This window comes from Streptosporangium sp. NPDC023825 (genome assembly GCF_040639575.1).
GTDB lineage: Bacteria > Actinomycetota > Actinomycetes > Streptosporangiales > Streptosporangiaceae > Streptosporangium.
The window spans coordinates 20,693-41,727 of sequence record NZ_JBFAAE010000021.1; the positions used below are offsets into that span (position 1 = coordinate 20,693).

The following is a 21,035-nucleotide window of genomic DNA, read 5'->3' on the forward strand; positions in this document are numbered from 1 at the left end:
ACGGGGGTCCTAGAAGACGCGCTCCCTGACGGCGTTGGCCATGCCCGGGTCGTCGGCGAAGACGCCGTCGACGCCGAGGGAGTAGAGCCTCTCCAGCCAGCCCATCACGTTGCCGGTGGCGCGCGGGTAGGCCGGGCTCGCCGGGTTGCCGAACCGGAAGTCCACCGGGAGCTGCGAGTTCTCGTTCCTGACGGTCCAGGTGTGGACCTTCAGACCGGCCCGGTGGGCGTCCCGGATGAGCGGGGTGGGCGGCAGGAGGCGTCCGTCGGGGCCGGCGGGCACGATCCGCCTGGTGTCGACGCCGACGCCGTCCGCGTAGCCCGCCACGTCGCGGAGCCCGGCGGAGGTGACCATCGTGTCGTAGGTGCGCGGGTCTCCGGCGGCGACCCAGTCGTACGGGGCGCCGGTGGCGGTGATGAGCTGGATGAGCGGCAGCTTGGTCCGCTTGCTCAGCTCGCGCAGGTTGGCGGTCTCGAAGGACTGGATGAAGACCGGGTCCCGGCTCCCGCGCCAGCCGTGCCGGCCGAGCACGTCGAGCAGCGGCTCCTCCAGGGAGAGCCCGATGGAGTCGAAGTAGGTCGGGTGCTTGGTCTCGGGGTAGACGCCGACCCCGCTCCGCTTGGCGAGCGCGACGACCTCGTCGAAGGTCGGGATCTCCGCGAGGCCGTTGAAGGCGGTGTTGTCCGGACGCAGGTCGGGAACGCGCTCCTCGGCCCTGAGCGTCTTCAGCTCGGCGAGCGTGAAGTCCTCGGTGAACCAGCCGGTGACCGGGGTGCCGTCGATGGTCTTCGTCGTCCGGCGCGCCGCGAACTCGGGGTGGTTCTCGACGTCCGTGGTGCCGCCGATCTCGTTCTCGTGCCTGGCCACCAGCACGTGGTCCTTCGTCGAGACCAGGTCGGGCTCGATGTAGTCGGCGCCGAGCGCGATCGCGGTCTCGTACGAGAGCAGGGTGTGCTCGGGCCGGTGCGCGCTGGCGCCCCGGTGGCCGATGATGACGGGTTCGCGGCCGCGCGGCTCGGCGGTGGCGGGTTCGGGTTGTTGCAGCACAACGGCGACGGTACCGGTCGCGAGGACCGCCAGCGCCGCGGCCAGAAGCCTACGGATCATGTTCAGGAACGTAAGCCGCCCGGATGACCATTGGAACAACGACTCGCGAAGGGAACGGGACGTGCGGGCGGCCGATGATCCGTCCCGCCCCGGAGAACGGGCGGCCGATGGCGCGCGCCGTCCCGGAGGGCGGGTCCGGGCCTTCCGGGCGCCTCCGGTCTGCGGCGGGTGGCGGGGAACCGTCTCAGCCGCCGCCGGCACCTCCCCCTTCGGCCCGTCTCACCTCGTCGTCCACGTCATGACCGGCGAGGTCGGCGTTCACGAACTGCGGGGTGCGGGGAAGGCTGAGGTGCAGTTCGGCCTCGGTGCCGATCCGCAGCGTCGCCCGCCGCACCGTGACGTCGATCACGTGGCCGCCGCCGGCGCGACCGGCGTCCAGGAAGTGCAGGTGGTAGCCGGCGACCGCGATCCCCTGCGCGTAGTCCGGGGTGCGGAAGCCCGCGATGGTGCCCTCGACGTCGGTGAAGGTGGTCAGGCGCTGGTCGCGGGTGGCCTCGGTCAGGGGCGGGTAGGGCCGGTGCTGCCTGGCCACGGTGCGGGTGGTCACCCGCGTGAACAGCCCGTCGAGACGCACCGCGTAGAAGAGGTTGCGTCCGGCGGCGAGACCGTCGCACAGCGACTCCAGTTCCGCGCGCGACGTGCCGGGGGCGACCTCGGTCTCCCGGTCGGCGTGGAAGAAGGTGACGGCGGCGAAGGGGGTCTTCTCCGCGGGGCCGGCCGGGGCGGCGGTGCCGTCCGACCGGAGATGGTGGAACCGGCCGTCGAACCCGACGAGCTCGCCGTCCAGCCCGTTGAAGGTCCCGAGCCCGAAGTCCCCGTGGCGGCGCAGCTCTCCGATGGTGAGGTCGCCCTCGTACACCCCGTCCAACAGCGCGTCCATCGTGGACGACTGGAAGATCTCGCGGGCCCGGCCGGGATCCCGGTGCAGGCCGCCTCCACCGTCGTGGTGCGCGAGGAAGGCGCGCACCAGCCCGTCCAGAAGGCCGTGACGCCCGCTGTGTCCGCTGCGTCCACTGTGTTTACTGTGTCCGTCCATCGTGCCGTCACCCCTCCCGGGAGGATGTCACTCGAACGACTCCAGCCGCAGAACCGCCCCGAGGCTCTCGTTGTCGCCGTAGTCGACCGGCACCTCCACGACGACGGGACCCGGCGTGTCGAGGGCCCGGCGGAGTACTCCGGGGAGCTCGTCCGCGCCGGTCGCCCGCATCCCGGTCGCGCCGAAGCTCTCGGCGAAGCGCACCGTGTCGATCGGGCCGAAGTCGACCCCCGACGTCCGCCCGTACTTCAACCGCTCCTGGAAGGCGACCATGTCGTAGGTGCCGTCGCGCCACACCAGATGCGTGAGGTCGGCGCCGACGCGCACTGCGGTCTCCAGCTCCATGGCGGAGAAGAGGAAGCCCCCGTCGCCGGAGACGGACACCACCCTGTGGCCCGGCCGCACCAGCGCCGTGGCGACGGCCCAGGGCAGTGCCACGCCGAGCGTCTGCTGGCCGTCGGAGAACAGCAGGCCGCGTGGCCGGTAGGTCCGGAAGTGACGGGCCATCCAGATGTAGTGGGAGCCGACGTCGCAGATCACGGTGGTGTCGTCGTCGACCGCCTCACGCAGGGCGCGGACGATCCGCAGGGGATGGATCCGGCCCGGAGGGGACTCGGCGGGCGCGGCGTCCAGGTCGGCGAGCCTGGCGCGCAGCCTCGCGACACGGGCCGCGGCTCCGGGTGCGAGGGCCAGCCCGTCCAGCCGGTCGGCCAGCGCCGTCACGGTGGCCGCCACGTCGCCGCGCAGCTCGACCGACGGCCGGTAGTGATTGTCGATCTCCGCCGGGAGGTCGTCCAGGTGGACGATCTCCGGTCCCGCCCCGGGGCCCGGGTTCCACAGCCCGGGGTCGTACTCGACGTGGTCGTACCCGACGGCGAGGACGAGGTCCGCCTGGGCCAGCGCCTCGTCCCCCGGCTGGTTGCGGAACAGGCCGACCCTGCCGAGGAAGCGTTCCTCCAGCTCACCTCGCGGCACCACCCCGGCGGCCTGGAAGGTCTCCACCACCGGCAGCCCGGTGCGCGCCATCAGGGCGCGCACCGCCTCGGCCGTGATCGGGTCGCCGGTCCGGGCGCCGAGCAGCACGACCGGCGTCCGCGCCCGTCTGACGGCGTCCGCGGCCCGGTCGACCGCCTCCGGGGGGGCGGGCCCGAGCCGCGGCACGTCCGGCGTCCCGGCGGGGGACTCCGTGGTGGCGTCACCGAGGAGGTCCTGCGGGAGGATGACGGCCACGGCCCCGCGGGGCGAGGTGGTGGCCGTCCGGTAGGCGTTCGACACGACCTCGGGCAGGGCGGCCACGTCGTCCACCTCCCAGGCGGCCTTGCAGACCGCCCGGAGCAGGCCGGCCGAGTCCATCGACTGGTGCGTCCGCTTCAGCCGGTCGGCGCGGGGCACCGCCCCGGCGAACGCGATGACCGGGTCGCCCTCCGTGGTCGCCGTCGCCAGGCCGGTGGCCAGGTTGGAGGTGCCGGGCCCGGAGGTCACCAGCACCACGCCGGGCCGTCCGGTGAGCCGGCCGGCCGCCGCCGCCATGAAGGCGGCGTTCTGCTCGTGCCGGCACACCACCAGTCGTGGTTCGGCGCCGACCAGGGCGTCGAACACCGCGTCGATCTTGGCGCCCGGGATCCCGAAGACGTACTCGACCCCCGACCGCTCCAGGCAGCCGACCAGGAGATCCGCGCCCGTGGCGGGAACCCGCCTCACGAGCCGTCGCGCCGTCGCGACCATGGCCGCCTCCCCGTCCGCATCGCGAGGAGTCCCGGTGACACGGGGTCGTCGTCGCGAAGAGAGTCGCAAAGAGAATGGAATGACGGCCACCCTGGATCCGGGTGAACGTGATGCCGTACGGCGTGCCGCCGATCGCGGCTCCGCCCTTCGGTCGTCCGGTGGCGGCCCCGTCCCACGCTACGCGCCCGCCAGGAAAGCCACAAGAGGCCGCTTAACCTCGCTGACCAGGGGTTTTATGGCATACAGATCAGGTCATGGAAGGTGACCCCTCGGCCGGGCGGGGCTCGTCCGCGCCGGACGGCGCGACCGGGCGCCCGGCCAGGAATCCAGCCGCCAGCTGCAGGCCGCACGCGCCGAGCCCGGCCAGCAGCGGCAGCGTCCAGCCGCCCGAGAGCTGGTGGAGCGCGCCGATCAGGAGCGGTCCGAGCGCGGCCAGCGTGTAGCCGACGGACTGGGCGACGGCCGACAGCGCGGTGACCGAGACCGGGTCGGGCGCGCGGAGCGTGATGATGAGCAGGGCCAGCGCGATCGAGGCGCCCTGCCCCACCCCGAGAACGATCATCCAGAGCCACGGCAGGGCGGCGGGGGCGATCAGCACGCCGAGGTATCCGGCGATCGTGAGAACGGTCGCGGCGGTGACGTACGGCACCTGCGACCGGGCCCGGCCCGCGAGCACCGGAACGGTCAGCGTGGCCGCCATCTGGGCCAGGTTGGTGAGGCTGAGCATGTATCCGGCCTGGTCGGCGGGGAGTCCCGCGTCCTTGAAGATCGTCGGTATCCAGGCCAGCATGATGTAGAAGGTCAGCGACTGCAGGCCCATGTAGACGGTGACGTACCAGGTCACCCTGCTGCGGAGCAGCACGGCGAACGGCCTGGGCGCGACCTCCGGCCGGGCGGGGCGGCGCAGTGCCTGGGGCAGCCAGAGCGCCGCCGCGGCCAGTGCCGGGATCGCGGTCATCGCCGTCACCTCGCGCCAGCCGAGCCCGGTGGCCCGCTCGATCGGGACCACGGAACCGGAGGCCACCGCGGCGCCCAGCACCAGGCAGGAGACGTAGACCGCGGTGAACGGCCCGATCCGCGCGGGGAAGTGCTGCTTGACCACGCCGGGCATCGCGACGTTCATCACGGCGATGGCCGTGCCCGCGACGGCCGCGCCCGCGTAGAGGGCGGGGACGCTTCCCACGCTGCGCAGCGCCACCCCGGCCGCCAGGATCAGCAGCCCGGCCATGAGCGTGCGGTCCAGGCCGAAACGGCGGGCGAGCAGGGGGGCGAGCGGGCCGAGGATGCCCAGGCAGACCACCATGACCGTGGTGATCGCCCCTCCCCCGGCGGCGCTCAGCCCGAGGTCGTCCATGATCTCGTCCAGTACCGGGGAGATGCCCGCCAGCGCGGGCCGCAGGTTGAGCGCCGCGAGCACGAATCCCGCGATGAGCAATACCCGCGACATCCGCGACACCCGTGACACACCGACTCCCCGCTCGAACATTGCCCAACTCTCCCATAAGCCTCACAGCGCACCATCAGGGGAGGTTGTTCAACCTCTCAGAGCCCGCCAGAGCGACACGGAGTAGCCCGGGGCGGGCCGCCGGCGATCCGTTGTGGTTCTGCGGCGGCTGCCCCCGCACCCCGCGCAGGGGCGCGGCGCACCCGTCCTGCGGCGCTGCTCCAGGGGGGGCAGCGACCGCTGCGTTGTAGCGTGATGATGCTCTCTTCCGATCTAGAGAGCCACCTTTGGGGCGGCTGGTGCTGTCGAGCTCACCGGCTGCCCCGCGGTGTCACCTTCATCGCACGGGCGCGACCATATTCTGGAAAAAGCAGGTCGCATTCCGGACCTGATCACGAGGATGCTCCGCTGGCGGAGCGCCGGGCGGATCAGCAAGACGTTCATGACGAGCCCGGCTTCGCCGATGAGTTCGCTCCTTCGGTAACCGACCTGGCCGGCCAGCCCGAAGACGATCCCAACGCCGATGCCTACGGCCAAGGCGAGGTCTACAGCAGGTCAACCTCGCCTTGAAAGGTGCCCTTCTCCCAGCGAGCGGGCAGGCTGGAAGACCTGGTGGAATGTCGGCTGGCGTGGTGCGGGTGACTCACGCCAGCGCTCGTTTCCGGCCGCTCAGGCGGGCAGCACGTTGTCGGCGAAGGCGCCGGTCATGTTGCCGCGCTCTTCGAAGACGAACACGATGTAGGTCTCGAAGTACTCACCGGGCTGGCCCGCGACGCGCGCGATGCCGACCTTGGTGCTGGCCTTCCAGACCAGCTGGGTGAAGTGACCGGCGCTGGAGGAGAACTGGGCGGCGGCGAAGTCGTAGGCGGCGATCTCGTCGTACCACTTCTTGACCGCTCTGGATCCGGGCAGGGCCTCGGCGTCGCCGCCCCAGAAGATGTTCTCGCCCGTCTGCGCGCGCAGGCCGGTGTGACCGGCCTTGAGCCCTTCCTGCTCGGAACGGGACAGGGCCCGCTCCAGCGCGTAGGCGTTGAGTTCGGCGTCCATGACCAAAGGGGGCGCGTGGTGCTTGGCGCGGTAGGCGTTGGCCTCGGCGAGCGCTTCGGCCTGGAACTCCGGGGTGGTGGCGTCGGGCAGGGCGGGGCGGGTTCCTGTCATCAGACATCCTTCGAACGGGGGTGGGGGCGCCGGTCGATCACGCGCGCTCCCCGTCGCGGCTTCATGCGGGCGGCGGGTGGAGCTCTGCCGCCCGCATGAAGCCGCCAGATGCCACCCCTTGTCCCACCGTCGGACAGTCGGGCCGGCACCTCTCGGGAGCGCCTCTCACCCCTCCGCAGGCCGGCGCCTTGCCAGAGAGGGACATCGATGGCGGCGACGTTGTCGCCTGGCGGGCCTGCGACGCCCTGGGGGACGGCGCGGGCCCGGGGGCCTGTCAGGGCTGGTCGTGCAGCTGGGTGCGGGTGGCTTCGGCCTGCTCGACGATGGTGTCCAGCACGGGGGCCGGGACGTCCTTGTCGCGGAAGGTCTCCACGAGCTGGTCCAGGACGGTGTCGGCTTCCTTGAGGTCACCGGCGCGGGCGTGGGCGCGGGCCAGGCGGCGCACGGTCTCGTTCAGGGTGATGTTGTCGACGCCTGAGTCGGTCGTGGGACTCGTGTGGCGGTTGGCGATGAAGCCCCACAGCTTCCACTGCCGGGTGTCGCGATGGAGGCTGAAGTGGCTGACCATCGCGGCGTGCAGCTCGGCGTCCGACCACACCAGGTCCTCGCCGGTCCCGTCCAGGGACACCTCGTCGGGGACGCCCGCGGTGCAAAGTTCCACGCCGGCGTCGGCGAACGCCGCCTGAGCCGTCATGACTTGTCCACCTGCACCGACACCAGCGTCCTGCTGGTGTCGTAGGCGTACTCCGCGATGCCTTCGATGGTCGCGGGCAGCTCGACCGCCTCGTCGCCGTCCAGGACGAAGGAGTTGTAGTAGCTGCCGTCGGAGACGCGGAACAGGTCTCCGGAGACCACCGGCAGCTCACCTTCCAGGTCGACGCGCAGCTCGTCGGCGGTACCGGAGAAGCGCCCGGCGGCCGGCAGTCGGGGTTGCCGGTAGGGGGCGGGCAGGGCGGCCAGTCCGGCCATCACCTCACCCCAGGTGCCCACGGCTGTGGGGCCCTTGTCCCAGTCGAAGTCCATCGCCTTGTCGCCCTTGATGAACAAGGTTCGATGCACCCCGCCGGGCAGGCACACGACAGCGTGATCGAAGTCACCGCTCATGTCCTCGGGCAGCATCTTCCACCCGGCGCCCTCCATACCCGACAGCGGGCCCTGATAGCCCACGCCCTGGCCCCACATGATGACCGCGCACTGATCACCCTTGATCAGCATGGTGCGGCGTGTGCTGTAGAGGTTGGGTAACTGCACGGCGACGTCGAGGTCGCTGCGGAACGCGGCCGGGATGTAAGCCCCCAGGCCCGGGTAGCTGGTGATTGGCCCCCGGTAGAGGTCTTTTTTGTTCCAGTCCTGCTCCAGGCACTGGTCGCCGGCGAGGAAGAGCGTGGAGCCTTGGCCAAGGCGTATGACGCCGTCGCCGCAGCTGGCGAACGGCTCGGGCAGAGTGGCGAACGCCCCGTCGAACGCCTGTGCCAGCGGCTTGCGCCACTGTAGAGCCTTCGTGTCGATCAGTGCGGCCTCGTCCCTGCGCAGGAACCACAACGTCCATGGCTGGTTCAGCGTCGTCGTGACGACCGCAGAGAATCCTGTGGTCTTGCTGCGCAGAAGCCCCATCGCACGCCTTCCTGCCGGGCCCGGCGAGCCCACGCCCAATGACGCTAAGCAATCATGTCGATACACACAATGATCACAACAAGTCAGGTCAGACCGAAACAAACCGAATGAAGTTCTCATTTGATTACGGACCGCGCCATACCCCTCCGCTATCCGCTCGGCCAGGGCCAGACAACCTCCACACCACTTCTCGACCAGCGCGCAACCGCAGGTCCAGACCTAAAGGAACCGGACCGGCGGGCCTGTCCTGGCCGCCAAAGGATGCATCGCATCCGCTACGCCACTTCCATCCCACCGGTCACGGCCAAGACCGCCGTAAACGCCGCCACCACATGACCTCATCCGGCCATCACCTGCGTAGCAGCCTCGCCACATGCATCCATCCCCGAGGCCCAGAGCCACTAACGCCGATGGCCGTCCTGCCGGTGCCCAGGCCCCTGCGTCGCAGGTCGCGGAGAAACAGCTCGTGTTCGCCAACCCGCGACCTGACATTCCATCCTCAGGGGTATCTCACCTTGGGTTCCGCCCAATACCCCCTTCAGAATTCACGAACTCTCGGGAGATCCGCAGAGCCCGCCGGAGCCCGCCGGAGCCCGTCAGCAGGGAGTCAGAAGGGATACGTCGCGATATTTCCTTGCATCGTCACCCAGCGGGTCTCGGTGAAGGCCTCGATGTTGGCCCGTCCCCCGCCGAAGCGCGAGCCGGTACCCGACGCGCCGACCCCGCCGAACGGGGCCACCGCCTCGTCGTCCACCGTCTGGTCGTTGACGTGCACGATCCCGGTGGGAACGAGGTCGGCCAGCGCCAGGCCGCGCATCGCGTCGCGCGTCAGGATGCCCAGCGACAGGCCGTACTCGCTGTCGGACGCCAGCGCGGCGGCCTCCTCGATCGTGGAGAACGGCACGACGGGCGCGACCGGGCCGAACACCTCCTGGACGTACGCGGGAGAGTGCGCGGGCAGGTCGGCCAGGACCGTGGGCCGGTAGAAGAGGCTCTCGTAGGTGCCGCCCGCGGCCAGCCGCGCCCCGGCGTCGACGCTCGCGGTGACCAGGCCGTGGACCTTGTCCCGCTGGCCGGCGTCGATCAGCGGGCCGAGCGCGACCTGCCCGCCCGCCGGGTCGCCGACCGGCAGGTGGTCCGCCTTCTCCGCGAGCCGCGCCACGTACTCCTCCGCGATCGAGGAGTGCACCAGGTGGCGTCCGGTGGTCATGCAGATCTGCCCCTGGTGCAGGAAGGAGCCCCAGGCGCCCGCCGAGACCGCGAGGTCCAGGTCCGCGTCGTCCAGGACGATCAGCGCGCTGTTGCCGCCGAGTTCCAGGTGCGCCCGCTTGAGCAGCCGTCCGCACGCCTCGCCGACCGCGCGCCCCGCCGAGGTCGAGCCGGTGAAGGAGATCACCCGTACCAGCGGATCGCCGACCAGCGCCTGACCCGCCGCCACGCCTCCCGGCAGCACGTGGAGCAGCCCGGGCGGCAGTCCCGCCTCCTCGAAGACACGGGCGACGGCGACACCCCCGGAGACGGCGGTACGCGGGTCGGGCTTGAGGATCACCGCGTTCCCCAGGGCGAGCGCCGGGGCGACCGAGCGGATGGCGAGGACCAGCGGGAAGTTGAACGGGGCGATCACCCCGACCACCCCGGCGGGCACGCGGCGGGCCAGGCTGAGCCGCCGCTTGACGGTCGGCAGGATCTCCCCCAGCGGCTGGGACGCCAGCGCGGCGGCCTCGTGGCACTCCTGGGCGGCGACGTGCGTCTCCACGCCCGCCTTGGGGCGGATCGACCCGGCCTCGCGGACCAGCCAGTCCTGGATCTCCTCCGCGTGCTCCTCGAACAGCCTCCCGGCCCGCCGCAGCACGGCCGCCCGCTCCTCGAACGAGGTCGCCGCCCACTCCCGCTGGGCCCGTACGGCGCGCACGGCCGCCGCCGCCACGTCCTCGGCCCCGGCCACGCCGACCCGGCCGAGCTCCACGCCGGTGGCGGGCTCGACCACGGCCGCGTCACCCGCGTGCGAGGTGATCCAGCCGTCCCCGAAAACCTGCCCGGTCCACGTCTTGGCGTCCATCAGCGACATGGCGTCTCCTTCGTCATGTTGAGTCATGGCTGGTCATGGCTGGTCATGGCTGGTCATGGCCGGCCAGGGGGCCGGGGAACGACGCACGGGACCTTCCGGGGGGAAGGGGTGGGGAATGGGCGTGCGTTATGCGAACAAAGATTCCCTGAACGCACGATGCGTATCGCGGAAGCTACGCCCCGGCATCCGGCGTGTCAAGAATGTCGGGCGGCGAAGTTGACCGCCCGAACGGCACCTCAGTAAGTTCATTCAGAGAACATTCGTACGCATGACGAACGTCCACCGATCCGGGTATCGAGGACGCGCGGGGAGGAACGATGGCCCTGGTGGCCCCGCTCGCCGAGCCCCCGGCCGACAGGAGCCTCCGAACGTGAACGACGTCTACATCCTCGACGCGGTCCGCACGCCCATCGGCCGGTACGGCGGGGCCCTGTCGGGCGTCCGCCCCGACGACCTGGCCGCGCACGTCGTCCGCGCACTGGCCGACCGTGCCCCCGCCCTCGACCCCGCCGCCATCGAGGACGTGTTCTTCGGCGCGGCCAACGGGGCGGGCGAGGACAACCGGGACGTCGCGCGGATGGCCGTGCTCCTGGCCGGGCTGCCGGTGACGGTGCCCGGCACGACCCTCAACCGGCTGTGCGGCTCCGGCCTGGAGGCGGCGATCGCCGCCTCCCGCGCGGTGGCCGTGGGCGACGCGTCCCTGGTGGTCGCCGGAGGTTCCGAGTCGATGAGCCGGGCGCCGTGGGTGATGCCCAAGCCCGCGCGGGGCTTCGACCGGGGAGAGCGGACCCTGCACGACACCGCCCTCGGCTGGCGCATGGTCAATCCCCGGATGCCCGCCGAGTGGACGGTCGCCCTGGGTGAGGGCGCAGAGATCCTCGCCGACCGCTACGACATCGGCCGCGAGGCCCAGGACCGGTTCGCGCTGCGCAGCCACCGGCGCGCGGCCGCGGCCTGGGAGCACGGCGTCTTCGACCGCGAGGTGGTCCCGCTCGACGCCCTCGGCCACGACGAGTCCGTCAGGGCCGACTCGACCGAGGAGTCGCTGGCCGGCCTGAAGCCGGTCTTCCGCCCCGGCGGCACCGTCACCGCGGGAAACGCCTCCCCGCTCAACGACGGCGCGGCCGCGCTGCTCGTCGGCGACGAGGCGGGGGCCGCCCGGTCAGGGCGGGCCCCGCTGGCCAGGATCGTCTCCCGCGCGGTGGCCGGCGTCGAGCCCCACCTGTTCGGCATCGGGCCGGTCGACGCGGCCCGTACGGCCCTCAAGCGGGCGGGCGTCGGCTGGTCCGACCTGAGCGTGGTCGAGCTCAACGAGGCGTTCGCCGCCCAGTCGCTGGCGTGCCTCGCCGAGTGGCCCGATCTCGACCCCGGGATCGTCAACGTCAACGGCGGCGCCATCGCGCTCGGCCACCCCCTCGGCTCCTCGGGGGCGCGTATCCTCGGCACCCTCGCCCACGAGCTGCACCGCCGGGGCGGCGGGTACGGCCTGGCCGCCATCTGCATCGGCGTCGGCCAGGGACTCGCCGTCGTCCTCGAGGGGATCGGTTCCTGAGCGGCCATGACCGGCGTCCGAACCACCCGGAGGTGGACATGACCTCTCCTTCTCCCTCTCCCGCGAACGATCCCGCTCCCGTTCCCGTTCCCGCGAACGATCCCGCTCCCGCGAACGATCCCGTTCCCGCTCCCGTGAACGGCGGCCTGTTCTCCGGGATGTTCGCCAGGGGCGAGGCCGCGGCGGAGGTGTCGGACGTCGCGTGGCTGGCCGCCATGCTGGACGCCGAGGCCGCGCTGGCCGGCGCGCAGGCCGCGCTCGGCCTGGTCCCCGCCGAGGTGCCCGCCGCGCTGGCGGAGGCCTGCCGCCCCGGGCTCTACGACGTCGCCGAGCTGGGCGACAGGGCCGCGCGGACCGGCAACCCCGTCATCCCCCTGGTCGCCGCCCTGCGGGAGCGGATCGAGCCCGGCCTGCGGCGGTTCGTCCACTACGGCGCCACCAGCCAGGACGTCAACGACACCGCCGCCATGCTGGTCGCCCGCCGCGCGCTGGCACCGATCCTCGCCGACCTGTCCGCCTGCGCGGACGCCTGCGCGCGACTGGCGGCCGGTCATCGCGGCACCGTCATGGCCGGGCGCACCGTCCTGCAGCACGCCGTGCCCGTCACGTTCGGCCTGAAGGCGGCGGGCTGGCTGAGCGCGCTGGACCGCTCGCGGTCCTGGCTGGCGGAGGTGCCGCTGCCGGTCCAGTACGGCGGGGCGGCGGGCACCCTGTCGGTCCTCGGCGAGCGGGGCCACGAGGTGCCGCCGCTCCTGGCGGCCGGCCTGGGACTGGCCGAGCCGCTCGTCCCCTGGCACACCGACCGGACCCCGGTGGCCCGGCTGGCCTGCGCGCTCGGCACCGCGGCGGGGACGCTGGGCAAGGTGGCGAACGACGTGAAGCTGCTGGCCCAGACCGAGGTGGCGGAGGTCGCCGAGCCCACCGGGCCCGGCCGGGGCACCTCCAGCGCGATGCCGCACAAGCGCAACCCGGTGGGCTCGATGTCCGTGCTCGCCTGCGTCCAGCGCGTCCCCGGGCTGGTCGCCTCGATCCTGGACGGCATGGTCCAGGAGCACGAGCGCGCGGCGGGCCCCTGGCAGGCCGAGTGGGAGACGCTGGGCGAGCTGCTCCGGCTCACCGGCAGCGCCGCCTCCTGGCTCCGCGAGGTGCTGGAGGGCCTGACCGTCGACCCCGCCAGGATGCGCGCCAACCTCGGGGCGACCCGCGGGCTGCTGATGGCCGAGCAGGTCGTCGTACGGCTCGGGGGCACCCCGCAGGCCCGGCGGCTGGTGGACGCCGCCTGCGCCCGCGCCACCGAGGAGGGCACGGAGCTACGGGAGGTCCTGCTCGCCGATCCCGGCGTCTCCCTGACCCCCGGGGAGATCGACGCGGCCCTCGACCCGGCGGGCGCCCTCGGCTCCGCCGCCGCCTTCGTCGACCGGGCACTCGCCGCCCACGAGAACCTCACGGGAGCCGGCGGATGAGCGAACGGGACACCGGAGAGACGAACGGCACGAACGGACGGGAGAGCGGGCAGATGAGCGGGGAGAGCGCGGAGACGACCGGCACGAACGGGTGGGCGGCCGGGGACGCGACGCGCCGGGCCGTACTCGGCGACGAGCACGTGGACCGCGCCGTCGCGGGCACCACCCCGTTCACCGCGGACTTCCAGGAGTTCATCACCACGTACGCGTGGGGTGAGATCTGGACCCGTCCCGGCCTGGACAGGCGCACCCGCAGCTGCATCACGCTGGCCATGCTCGCCGCGCTCGGGCACGAGCACGAGCTGGCCATGCACGTGCGGGCGGCGCTGCGCGTCGGGCTGACCGAGGAGGAGATCAAGGAGGTGCTGCTGCAGACCGCGATCTACGCGGGCGTGCCCGCCGCCAACCGGGCGTTCGCGGTGGCACGGGCGGCGCTAGAGTTCGACCGGAACGAGGAGGGCGGGGATGGTCGAACCGGTTGACCGTGGCTCTGACCACGTGCAGTCGCTGGCACGCGGGCTCTCGGTGATCAAGGCGTTCAGCGCGACGAGCCCCGAGCTGACGCTCAGCGAGGTGGCCCGCGCGACCGGCCTGACCAGGGCCGCGGCCCGGCGCTTCCTGCTCACGCTCGTCGACCTCGGCTACGTCAGGACCGACGGGCGGCTGTTCGCGCTCTCCCCCCGCGTCCTGGACCTCGGGTACGCCTACCTGTCCAGCCTCTCGCTGCCCGAGGTGGCCGAGCCGCACCTCGAACGCCTCGTCGCCGAGGTGCACGAGTCGGCGTCGGTGGCGGTGCTCGACGGCGAGGACGTCGTCTACGTGGCCCGGGTGGCGACGAGCAGGATCATGCGGGTGACCATCAACATCGGCACCCGTTTCCCGGCGCACTGCACCTCGATGGGCAGGGTGCTGCTGGCCTGGCTGCCGCCCGGCGACCTCGAGGCCTACCTCGGACAGGTCGAGCTCCACAGGTTCACCCCGAAGACGATCACCTCTCCCGCCGCCCTCGGAGCCGAGCTCGACAGGGTGCGCGCCCAGGGCTGGGCCATGGTCGACCAGGAGCTGGAGGAGGGCCTGCGCTCGATCGCCGTCCCCGTCAGGGAACGCTCGGGACGGGTGACCGCCGCGATCAACATCTCCTCCCACGCGAGCCGTACGACCTCCGAGTCCGCCCGCCGCCACCTGCTCCCCCCGCTGCTCGCCACCGCCGCGCGGGTGGAGGCCGACCTGCACGCCTCGGGCGTCAGGGGCAGCGCCCCGTCCCCCCGCTGACCCCGCCGCCGCGGTCGGCGTCGGCACGCCGTACGAGCGCGGCGGGCACCACCGCGCTGAACATCGCCGGTTACCTGGACATGGTCGTACGCGGCCGGCCCGCGAGCGGGCTGCCGGCCCGGGCGGCGGGCGAGCCGGCCGACCGCGCGAGCGTCGCCCCTCTCACCATCCTGCGCCTGACCGACCCGCGCGAGTGGAGCGCGTCGTCCTGGGTGTCCGACATCGTCCCGCACCTCGCTTACGGCCTGACCGCCGCGACTGTGTACGACCGCCTGACCCAGGCCTGACACCTGCGCGAATGTTCGCCCGTGGCAGATCGGATCAAGGAGACGTCACGGGGCGAGCAGCATGTGACGTATGACGATAAAGCTCACTAAATACGGACACGCGTGCGTGCGACTGGAGAAGAACGGGCGGAGCCTCGCCATCGATCCCGGCGCGATGACCCCGGAGGCCGATGCCGTCACCGGCGCCGAGGCCGTACTCGTCACGCACGAGCACTTCGACCACTTCGAACCCGGGCGTCTGCGCGCGGCCGCCGCCGGGGACCCGCGTCTCGTCGTCTACACCTGCCCCGGCGTGGCCCGGCACCTGACCGGGCTCGGCGACCGCGTACGGGTCGTGCGGGAGGGGGACGTGCTGCCGATCGCAGGCTTCGAGGTGACCGTCGTCGGGGAGAAGCACCACTTCAGCCACCCCGACGTGCCGCCGGTGGACAACGTGGGGTTCGTCGTCGACGGGGAGGTCCTCCACCCGGGTGACGCGCTGACCGTCGTCGACGTGCCGACACTGCTGGTGCCCGGCCAGGCTCCCTGGATGACGGTTCCCGACATGATCGCCTACCTGCGGACGATGGCGCCCCGGCGCGCGTACGCGATCCACGACGGTCTGATCAACGAGTGGGGCGTCAAGGTGCTGGAGGGCGTGCTCGCCGGCGAGGCCGAAAGACTCGGGGCCGACATCCGGCGGCTCAGGCCCGGCGAGAGCGTCGAGCTCTGATCCCCGGACCGGCCCCCGGACCCGGCGGCCGAGACCTCGCCGACGTGCCGCCCGGCGGCACCCATCACCACTAAATCACGATATAACGCGAAAAACAGGAAGGGCCTTGCCGCCCATGCTGTTTTATACGTAGGCTTATACGTATACGGGATGAGGATGGAACGATGCCCAATAAAACGATCTACGTCTCGGACGAGGATCTCCCCCTGTTCCAGAGGGCGCAGGAGCTCGCCGGGGGCAAGCTGTCGACGGCGATCAGCATGGCGCTGCGGCGCTACGTCGAGATGGAGGACGGCCGCCAGGAGGGCTACGACGAGATCATCGTGCAGGTCGGCCAGGGTGGCACGGGCCGCAAGCAGCGCTTCTCCGGGGTGCTGCTCGGCGAGTGGGGACGCACGACGGGCAGCCGGGTGGAGATGTTCCGGGTGTACCGCTCACGCAAGGACAAATACGTCCTGCACGTGGACCGCTCGCCCGACTGGACGGACAGCCTGACGTCGGGAGCCGACAACTGGCTGGAGGGTCTCCTCTCGCGCGGCGCGTGGCGGAGCTATCTCGGCCTGGCCGACTCCAGCTGGGGATTCGTCCAGGGCGAGTCCACGCTTGAGGTCGTGAACACCTTCCAGGAGCTGCGCGGCAGGATCCCTGACGAGTTCTACGACCTGATCGCCGACATGGCCGAGCGTCCCGCCGTGGAGGACCTCGACATCTAACCCCATCCGACGCACGCAACCGGACGGTCGACAGGCGACCGCCCGCTACCCCCTCACGCCCTCATCCCGCTCATCCCGCTGTCCCCCCATGCCCTCATCCCTCTGTCCCCCGGCACGAACAAACGAAGGAGAAACCCGCATGCCCCCCGCGATAACGGCCGAAGGGCTGGTCAAGAAGTACGGCGACGTCGTCGCCCTGGACGGGATGGACCTGTCCGTCCCCCAGGGCACCGTGTTCGGCCTGCTCGGCCCCAACGGCGCGGGAAAGACCACGTCCGTACGGATCCTGACCACCCTGTTGAAACCGGACGCCGGCCGCGCCACGGTCGCCGGGTTCGACGTCGTCGCCGACGCGCACCGGCTGCGCGCCCACATCGGCGCCTCCGGCCAGTACGCCGCCGTCGACGACCACCTCACCGGTGCCGAGAACCTGGAGATGGTCGGCCGCCTCTACCACCTGGGCGTCAAACGCAGCAGGCAGCGGGCCCGCGAGCTGCTGGAACGCTTCGACCTGAGCGAGGCGGCCGACCGCCCCGTGCAGGGCTACTCCGGCGGCATGCGACGCCGCCTCGACCTGGCCGGAGCGCTGGTCGCCGCCCCGCCGGTGCTGTTCCTCGACGAGCCCACCACCGGCCTCGACCCCCGGGCCCGCACGAGCCTGTGGGACGTCATCTCCGAACTCGTCGCCGACGGCACCACCGTGCTGCTCACCACGCAGTACCTGGAGGAGGCCGACCGGCTGGCCAGGACGATCGCGGTGGTCGACCACGGCCGGGTGATCGCGCTCGGCACCGCCGACGAGCTCAAGGACCAGGTCGGCGGTGACCGCGTCGAGCTGACCATGACGAGCACGGCCGACCTGCACACCGCGCGGCGCGTGCTCGCTCCCCTGGCCGTGGGGGACGCGCGGGCCGACGACGCCACGCTCCGGCTCACGATCCCGGTCGGCGGCGGCACGGCCTCGCTCACCACGGCCCTGGGCCACCTGGCCGCCGAACGCGTCGCCGTACGCGACGCCGGACTGCGGCGGCCGACGCTCGACGAGGTGTTCCTCACCCTCACCGGACACCCGACCGCCGACCCCACCACGACGAAGACGAAGGAGCACTCCCGATGAACGCCCTCCAGCTGGCGGTCGCCGACGGCATCACGATCACCAAGCGCAACGTCCTCAAGATCAAGCGAGCACCCGACCTGCTGGGCGGCGTGATCATCCTCCCGATCGTGTTCGTGCTGCTGTTCGCGTACGTCTTCGGCAGCATGATGAACCTGCCGGGCATGTCGTACCAGGAGTACATGATTCCCGGGATCTTCGTCCAGACGATCGTGACGAGCGCGCAGATCACCGGCTACACGCTCACCCTGGACCTGCAGAAGGGCATCTTCGACCGGTTCCGCACGCTGCCCATGTCCCCGTCGGCGGTGCTGACCGGCCAGACCTCCAGCGACGTCATCATGAACGCGAGCAGTGTCGTCGCGATGGCCCTCGTCGGGCTGGCCGTCGGCTGGCGCATCCACTCGGAGCCGCATCGAGCCGTGCTGGGCTTCCTGCTGCTCCTGCTGTTCTCGTACGCCTTCTCGTGGGTGACCGCGACCGTCGCGCTGGCCCTGCGCAAGCCCGAGGTCTTCAACAACATCGCCACCATCGTGTCGATGCCGCTGGTCTTCCTGTCCAACGCCTTCGTCGACAGCACCCGCCTGCCCGGGCCGCTGCGGGTCGTCGCCGAGTGGAACCCCGTCTCCACGGTCGTCCAGGCCGCTCGCGAGCTCTTCGGCAACACCAACGCGGCCATGCCGGTGCCCGGCGCCTGGCCGCTCCAGCACGCGGTGCCGGCGACGCTGCTCTGGTCGGTACTGCTCCTGGTCGTCTTCGTGCCCCTCTCCATCCGGCTGTACAAGAGAGCGGTCAGCCAGTGATCGGGCCCGACGAGACAGGACGGACAACAAAGCGGATGGAACCACGGATACGCGTCTCCGACGGAGAACGCGACAGGGTCGTGCGCCGGCTCCAGCAGGCTTTCGCCGACGGTCGTCTCGGCCCCGGCGAGATGGAGGAACGGCTCGAACGCGCGCTCACGGCGACCTACCACGGCGACCTGCTGCCGCTGATCACCGACCTGCCCGACGACCCGGACAGCCCGGACGCCCCGGACGACGTCCTCCGGCTGACGTCCACGGGCGGACGCATCAAGCGGTCGGGCGACTGGCAGGTCCCGCGCCTGCTGCGCGTCGAGTCCGAGTACGGCGGGGTGAAGCTCGACCTGTCCCAGGCCCGCGTCCGGTATCCGGAGATCGACATCGAGCTCCGGCTCCCCTACGGCTCGGCCACGATCGTCCTGCCGCCCGGCGCGACCGCGAACGTCGACGGGGTACGCACCGGATGGGGCAGCGTGACCTGCGCGCTGCCCGGCCGCGCACGTCCGGGCGCGCTGCACGTCCGGATCACCGGAGAACTCGAATACGGCCGCCTGCGCGTCCGCACCTCGCGCGACCGGCTCGGCCCTCACCGATAAGGCCGCCGGGCAGGGCGTCGAGAGCGCGAGCCGCCCGCGCCGGGTTCGCCGATCCGGCTTCCCCGGGGGTGCGGGCGGCTGTCACGCGGGCCGCCGCCCGCCGGCTCTCAGGGACCGGTGCAGGGCGAGGGCGGAGAGGACGGTCGCGGCTCCCGTGAGGACAATGGCCATGTGCGGGGAGGTCACCTCGGCGGCGACACCGACCAGGGCGCCGCCCAGGGCCTGGCCGGTCATCATCCCCGCCGAGGCCAGGCCGAAGGCCTGCCCCCTGACCGCTTCGGGGACCGCGTCCACGAACCACCGCTGCAATCCCAGCTGGCAGGCGGTCGACGCCGCCGCGGAGAGCATCACGATCAGCGCGGCTCCGGCGAGCCCCGGCCGGCCGGCGAAGGCGAGCAGGGGAACGCCCGACACGACCGCGAGGGAGAACGCCAGCCGCTCCCTGCCTGCGGGCGAGACGAACCGGCCGACGACGAAGCTTCCGGCCGCCATTCCGACGGAGGCGCCGGCGAGCGCGAGCCCGGCGGCGTTTCCCAGGTAGGGGACCATCATCGCCTCGGCACCCACCACGAGCGAGACCGGCAGCCACTGCGCGAGCAGCAGGCCGCGCACCCGGGGGTCCGCCAGCAGGGCCCGGTTGACCCGCAGCGTCTCCCGTACAGGACCCTCTCCCCGCGCGTTCGCGACGCTCGCGTTCCTGGCGGGGAAGTCGGGCAGGCCGTAGCGCAGCACCACGGCCGACAGGGCGGACAGCGCGGCGGTGACGGCCAGCGCCCCCGCGGGTCCCGCGAGGGCGAGGATGGCGCCGCCCGCCGCCAGGCCGCCGATCTGGGCCCCGGCGGCCGTCACGTTCAGCACGGACCTGGCCAGGACGAACGCGTCGCCCGGCAGCAGGTCGGGCAGGAGGGCGCTGCGGGCCGCCCCGAAGACGGGCGAGAACAGCCCGGTGGCCAGGACCAGGACGAGCATCGCCCAGACGGGCAGGCCCGTGAAGGCCAGGAGCAGGCAGGTCACCACCCGTACCAGCTCACCGGCGACCATCAGCGCACGCGGGCGGATCCGGTCGGCCAGCGAGAGCAGGAAGGTCCCGCCGACGATGTAGGGCAGGAACCCCACCATGTACGACGCCGCCGACAGCCCCGGCGAGCCGGTCCGCGCGTAGACCAGCGCCGACAGGGCCAGCATCTTGACCTGGTCCCCGGCCACCAGGAGGGTGAAGCCTCCGAACAGGACACGGAAGTCCCGGTTCGCGAAGACCTCCGTATAGGTCGCGCCGCGCTCTTGTGTGGTCATGGACACGATGGTGGGAGGCGTCCGGACGGCTGGCTAACCTTTCGGATATATCCGAAGGGTCGTCGCAATGGTCTTCCGCATCGAGGTCACCCCGCACGACATCATGGCCAGCAGGTTCGCCATCTCCCCGCTCATCGTGACCCACCACGCGCTCTGGATCCTCTCCGGCAGGAGGGAGGCCGGGGAGTGGCGGGCGTGGGCCGGCAGGATGCGGGAGCCGTACGGGAGGCTGCTGCTCGCGCACCCCGGGCTGAGGGCCATGGTGGCCCTGTTCCGCGAGCGGCACTACAACGCCGACTTCCCCGCGCCGCCGCCGACCGGGGTGAACACCCCGTTCGAGGCGGAGATCGCGGTGGTGCGCGCCACCCCGGTGGCGCGGGCGCACGCCGAGATCACCAGGAACCTGGAGGGAATGCCGCGCCCGCCGGAGCCCGTCAGGGACACGCTGTTCTCACCGGACGTCGTACGGCTGTTCGCCGAGGCGCTGACCGCGATCTGGAAGGAGATCGTCTCCCCCGCGTGGCCGCGCTTCCACGCGATCCTGGAGCGGGACGTGGTCCAGCGGGCGGGCCGCCTGGCGACCTACGGCTGGGCCGCGGCACTCGACGACCTCACCCCCCGGGTCCGCTGGCGTCCCGACGGTGTCATCGAGGTGCTTTCCAGGGGCTCGGACGAGACCTACCGGCTCGACGGGCGCGGACTGCTCTTCATCCCGACCGTGTTCCCCATCGGAGTCGGCTCCTACCTGGAGACCCACTGGCCGTACGCGATCAGCTATCCGGCCCGGGGCACCGGCATCCTGCCCGAGACGCCGGACGGCCTGGCCGGACTGATCGGCAGGACCAGGAGCCGCCTGCTGCTGGAGCTGGCGACCCCGGCGACCACCACCCAGCTCGTGACCCTGCTGGAGCTGAGCCTGGGCACCGTGGGCGGCCACGTCTCCGCCCTGCGCAGGGCGGGCCTGATCACCGGGAGCCGCACCGGCCGAGGCGTCCTGTACCACCGCACCGCGCTGGGCGACGCCCTGGTCGATCCCTCGGGACTCCGGCCCTGAGGAACCGCCCGGAGACGGTCTTCC

The 21,035-nt window shown here is 72.0% G+C and carries 19 protein-coding genes and 1 pseudogene; 11 read left to right on the forward strand and 9 right to left on the reverse strand.

Features of this window, described 5'->3' with window-relative positions; translation table 11 throughout:
- Positions 1-9 precede the first annotated feature (9 nt).
- The 8 genes from AB0G15_RS19755 to AB0G15_RS19790 form a co-directional block, all read right to left on the reverse strand.
- Entirely contained in the window at positions 10-1,107 is a 1,098-nt protein-coding gene (locus tag AB0G15_RS19755; protein WP_362841541.1) for a glycerophosphodiester phosphodiesterase, read from the reverse strand.
- Between the two features lie 184 nt (positions 1,108-1,291).
- A complete protein-coding gene (gene budA / locus AB0G15_RS19760) occupies positions 1,292-2,143 on the reverse strand; it encodes an acetolactate decarboxylase (protein WP_362841544.1) in 852 nt (283 codons plus the stop codon).
- A gap of 27 nt (positions 2,144-2,170) precedes the next feature.
- Entirely contained in the window at positions 2,171-3,868 is a 1,698-nt protein-coding gene (alsS, locus tag AB0G15_RS19765; protein WP_362841545.1) for an acetolactate synthase AlsS, read from the reverse strand.
- Between the two features lie 247 nt (positions 3,869-4,115).
- Positions 4,116-5,315, reverse strand: a complete 1,200-nt coding sequence (locus AB0G15_RS19770; RefSeq protein WP_362841548.1) for an MFS transporter — start codon at positions 5,313-5,315, stop codon at positions 4,116-4,118.
- Between the two features lie 666 nt (positions 5,316-5,981).
- Positions 5,982-6,470: a CAP family protein gene (locus AB0G15_RS19775; RefSeq protein WP_362841551.1), complete on the reverse strand. Its 489-nt coding sequence runs from the start codon at positions 6,468-6,470 to the stop codon at positions 5,982-5,984.
- 274 nt (positions 6,471-6,744) lie between these two features.
- Positions 6,745-7,164, reverse strand: a complete 420-nt coding sequence (locus tag AB0G15_RS19780) for a hypothetical protein (RefSeq protein WP_362841554.1) — start codon at positions 7,162-7,164, stop codon at positions 6,745-6,747.
- Positions 7,161-8,084, reverse strand: coding sequence for a hypothetical protein (locus AB0G15_RS19785; RefSeq protein ID WP_362841557.1), 924 nt, complete (start codon positions 8,082-8,084; stop codon positions 7,161-7,163). Before AB0G15_RS19785 ends, AB0G15_RS19780 begins: the two co-directional genes overlap by 4 nt.
- Before the next feature lie 607 nt (positions 8,085-8,691).
- Positions 8,692-10,152 carry a benzaldehyde dehydrogenase gene (locus AB0G15_RS19790; protein ID WP_362841560.1) on the reverse strand — a complete coding sequence of 487 codons (1,461 nt, stop codon included), beginning with the start codon at positions 10,150-10,152 and terminating at the stop codon, positions 8,692-8,694.
- 370 nt (positions 10,153-10,522) lie between these two features.
- On the opposite strand from AB0G15_RS19790, the gene AB0G15_RS19795 reads away from it, so the two are divergent.
- From AB0G15_RS19795 to AB0G15_RS19840, 10 genes and pseudogenes are all read left to right on the forward strand, one after another.
- Positions 10,523-11,704, forward strand: a complete 1,182-nt coding sequence (locus tag AB0G15_RS19795) for an acetyl-CoA C-acyltransferase (RefSeq protein WP_362841563.1) — start codon at positions 10,523-10,525, stop codon at positions 11,702-11,704.
- A gap of 38 nt (positions 11,705-11,742) precedes the next feature.
- Positions 11,743-13,167 (forward strand): 3-carboxy-cis,cis-muconate cycloisomerase, encoded by a 1,425-nt coding sequence (gene pcaB / locus AB0G15_RS19800; protein ID WP_362841565.1) that lies wholly within the window; start codon positions 11,743-11,745, stop codon positions 13,165-13,167.
- Between the two features lie 95 nt (positions 13,168-13,262).
- Positions 13,263-13,649, forward strand: a pseudogene (gene pcaC, locus AB0G15_RS19805) (4-carboxymuconolactone decarboxylase); the annotation flags it as partial.
- Positions 13,633-14,439 carry an IclR family transcriptional regulator gene (locus AB0G15_RS19810; protein ID WP_362841568.1) on the forward strand — a complete coding sequence of 269 codons (807 nt, stop codon included), beginning with the start codon at positions 13,633-13,635 and terminating at the stop codon, positions 14,437-14,439. The pseudogene pcaC and the gene AB0G15_RS19810, both read left to right, overlap by 17 nt.
- Positions 14,440-14,519: 80 nt before the next feature.
- Positions 14,520-14,726, forward strand: a complete 207-nt coding sequence (locus tag AB0G15_RS19815; RefSeq protein WP_362841571.1) for a hypothetical protein — start codon at positions 14,520-14,522, stop codon at positions 14,724-14,726.
- Positions 14,727-14,796: 70 nt separating this feature from the next.
- A complete protein-coding gene (locus tag AB0G15_RS19820) occupies positions 14,797-15,438 on the forward strand; it encodes an MBL fold metallo-hydrolase (RefSeq protein WP_362841574.1) in 642 nt (213 codons plus the stop codon).
- A gap of 164 nt (positions 15,439-15,602) precedes the next feature.
- Positions 15,603-16,151: an EXLDI protein gene (locus tag AB0G15_RS19825; protein WP_362841577.1), complete on the forward strand. Its 549-nt coding sequence runs from the start codon at positions 15,603-15,605 to the stop codon at positions 16,149-16,151.
- 139 nt (positions 16,152-16,290) lie between these two features.
- Positions 16,291-17,268, forward strand: coding sequence for an ATP-binding cassette domain-containing protein (locus AB0G15_RS19830; protein ID WP_362841580.1), 978 nt, complete (start codon positions 16,291-16,293; stop codon positions 17,266-17,268).
- A complete protein-coding gene (locus tag AB0G15_RS19835) occupies positions 17,265-18,068 on the forward strand; it encodes an ABC transporter permease (protein ID WP_362841583.1) in 804 nt (267 codons plus the stop codon). The genes AB0G15_RS19830 and AB0G15_RS19835 overlap by 4 nt, the downstream gene beginning before the upstream one ends.
- A 35-nt stretch (positions 18,069-18,103) precedes the next feature.
- Positions 18,104-18,664, forward strand: a complete 561-nt coding sequence (locus tag AB0G15_RS19840; RefSeq protein WP_362841586.1) for a DUF1707 domain-containing protein — start codon at positions 18,104-18,106, stop codon at positions 18,662-18,664.
- 81 nt (positions 18,665-18,745) lie between these two features.
- Here AB0G15_RS19840 and AB0G15_RS19845 read toward each other — a convergent pair whose 3' ends face one another.
- Complete coding sequence (locus tag AB0G15_RS19845) at positions 18,746-19,957, reverse strand: MFS transporter (RefSeq protein ID WP_362841588.1); 1,212 nt, start codon at positions 19,955-19,957, stop codon at positions 18,746-18,748.
- A gap of 67 nt (positions 19,958-20,024) precedes the next feature.
- Between AB0G15_RS19845 and AB0G15_RS19850 the strand changes: the two genes are divergently transcribed.
- Positions 20,025-21,011, forward strand: coding sequence for a winged helix-turn-helix domain-containing protein (locus AB0G15_RS19850; RefSeq protein WP_362841591.1), 987 nt, complete (start codon positions 20,025-20,027; stop codon positions 21,009-21,011).
- Positions 21,012-21,035: the final 24 nt, after the last annotated feature.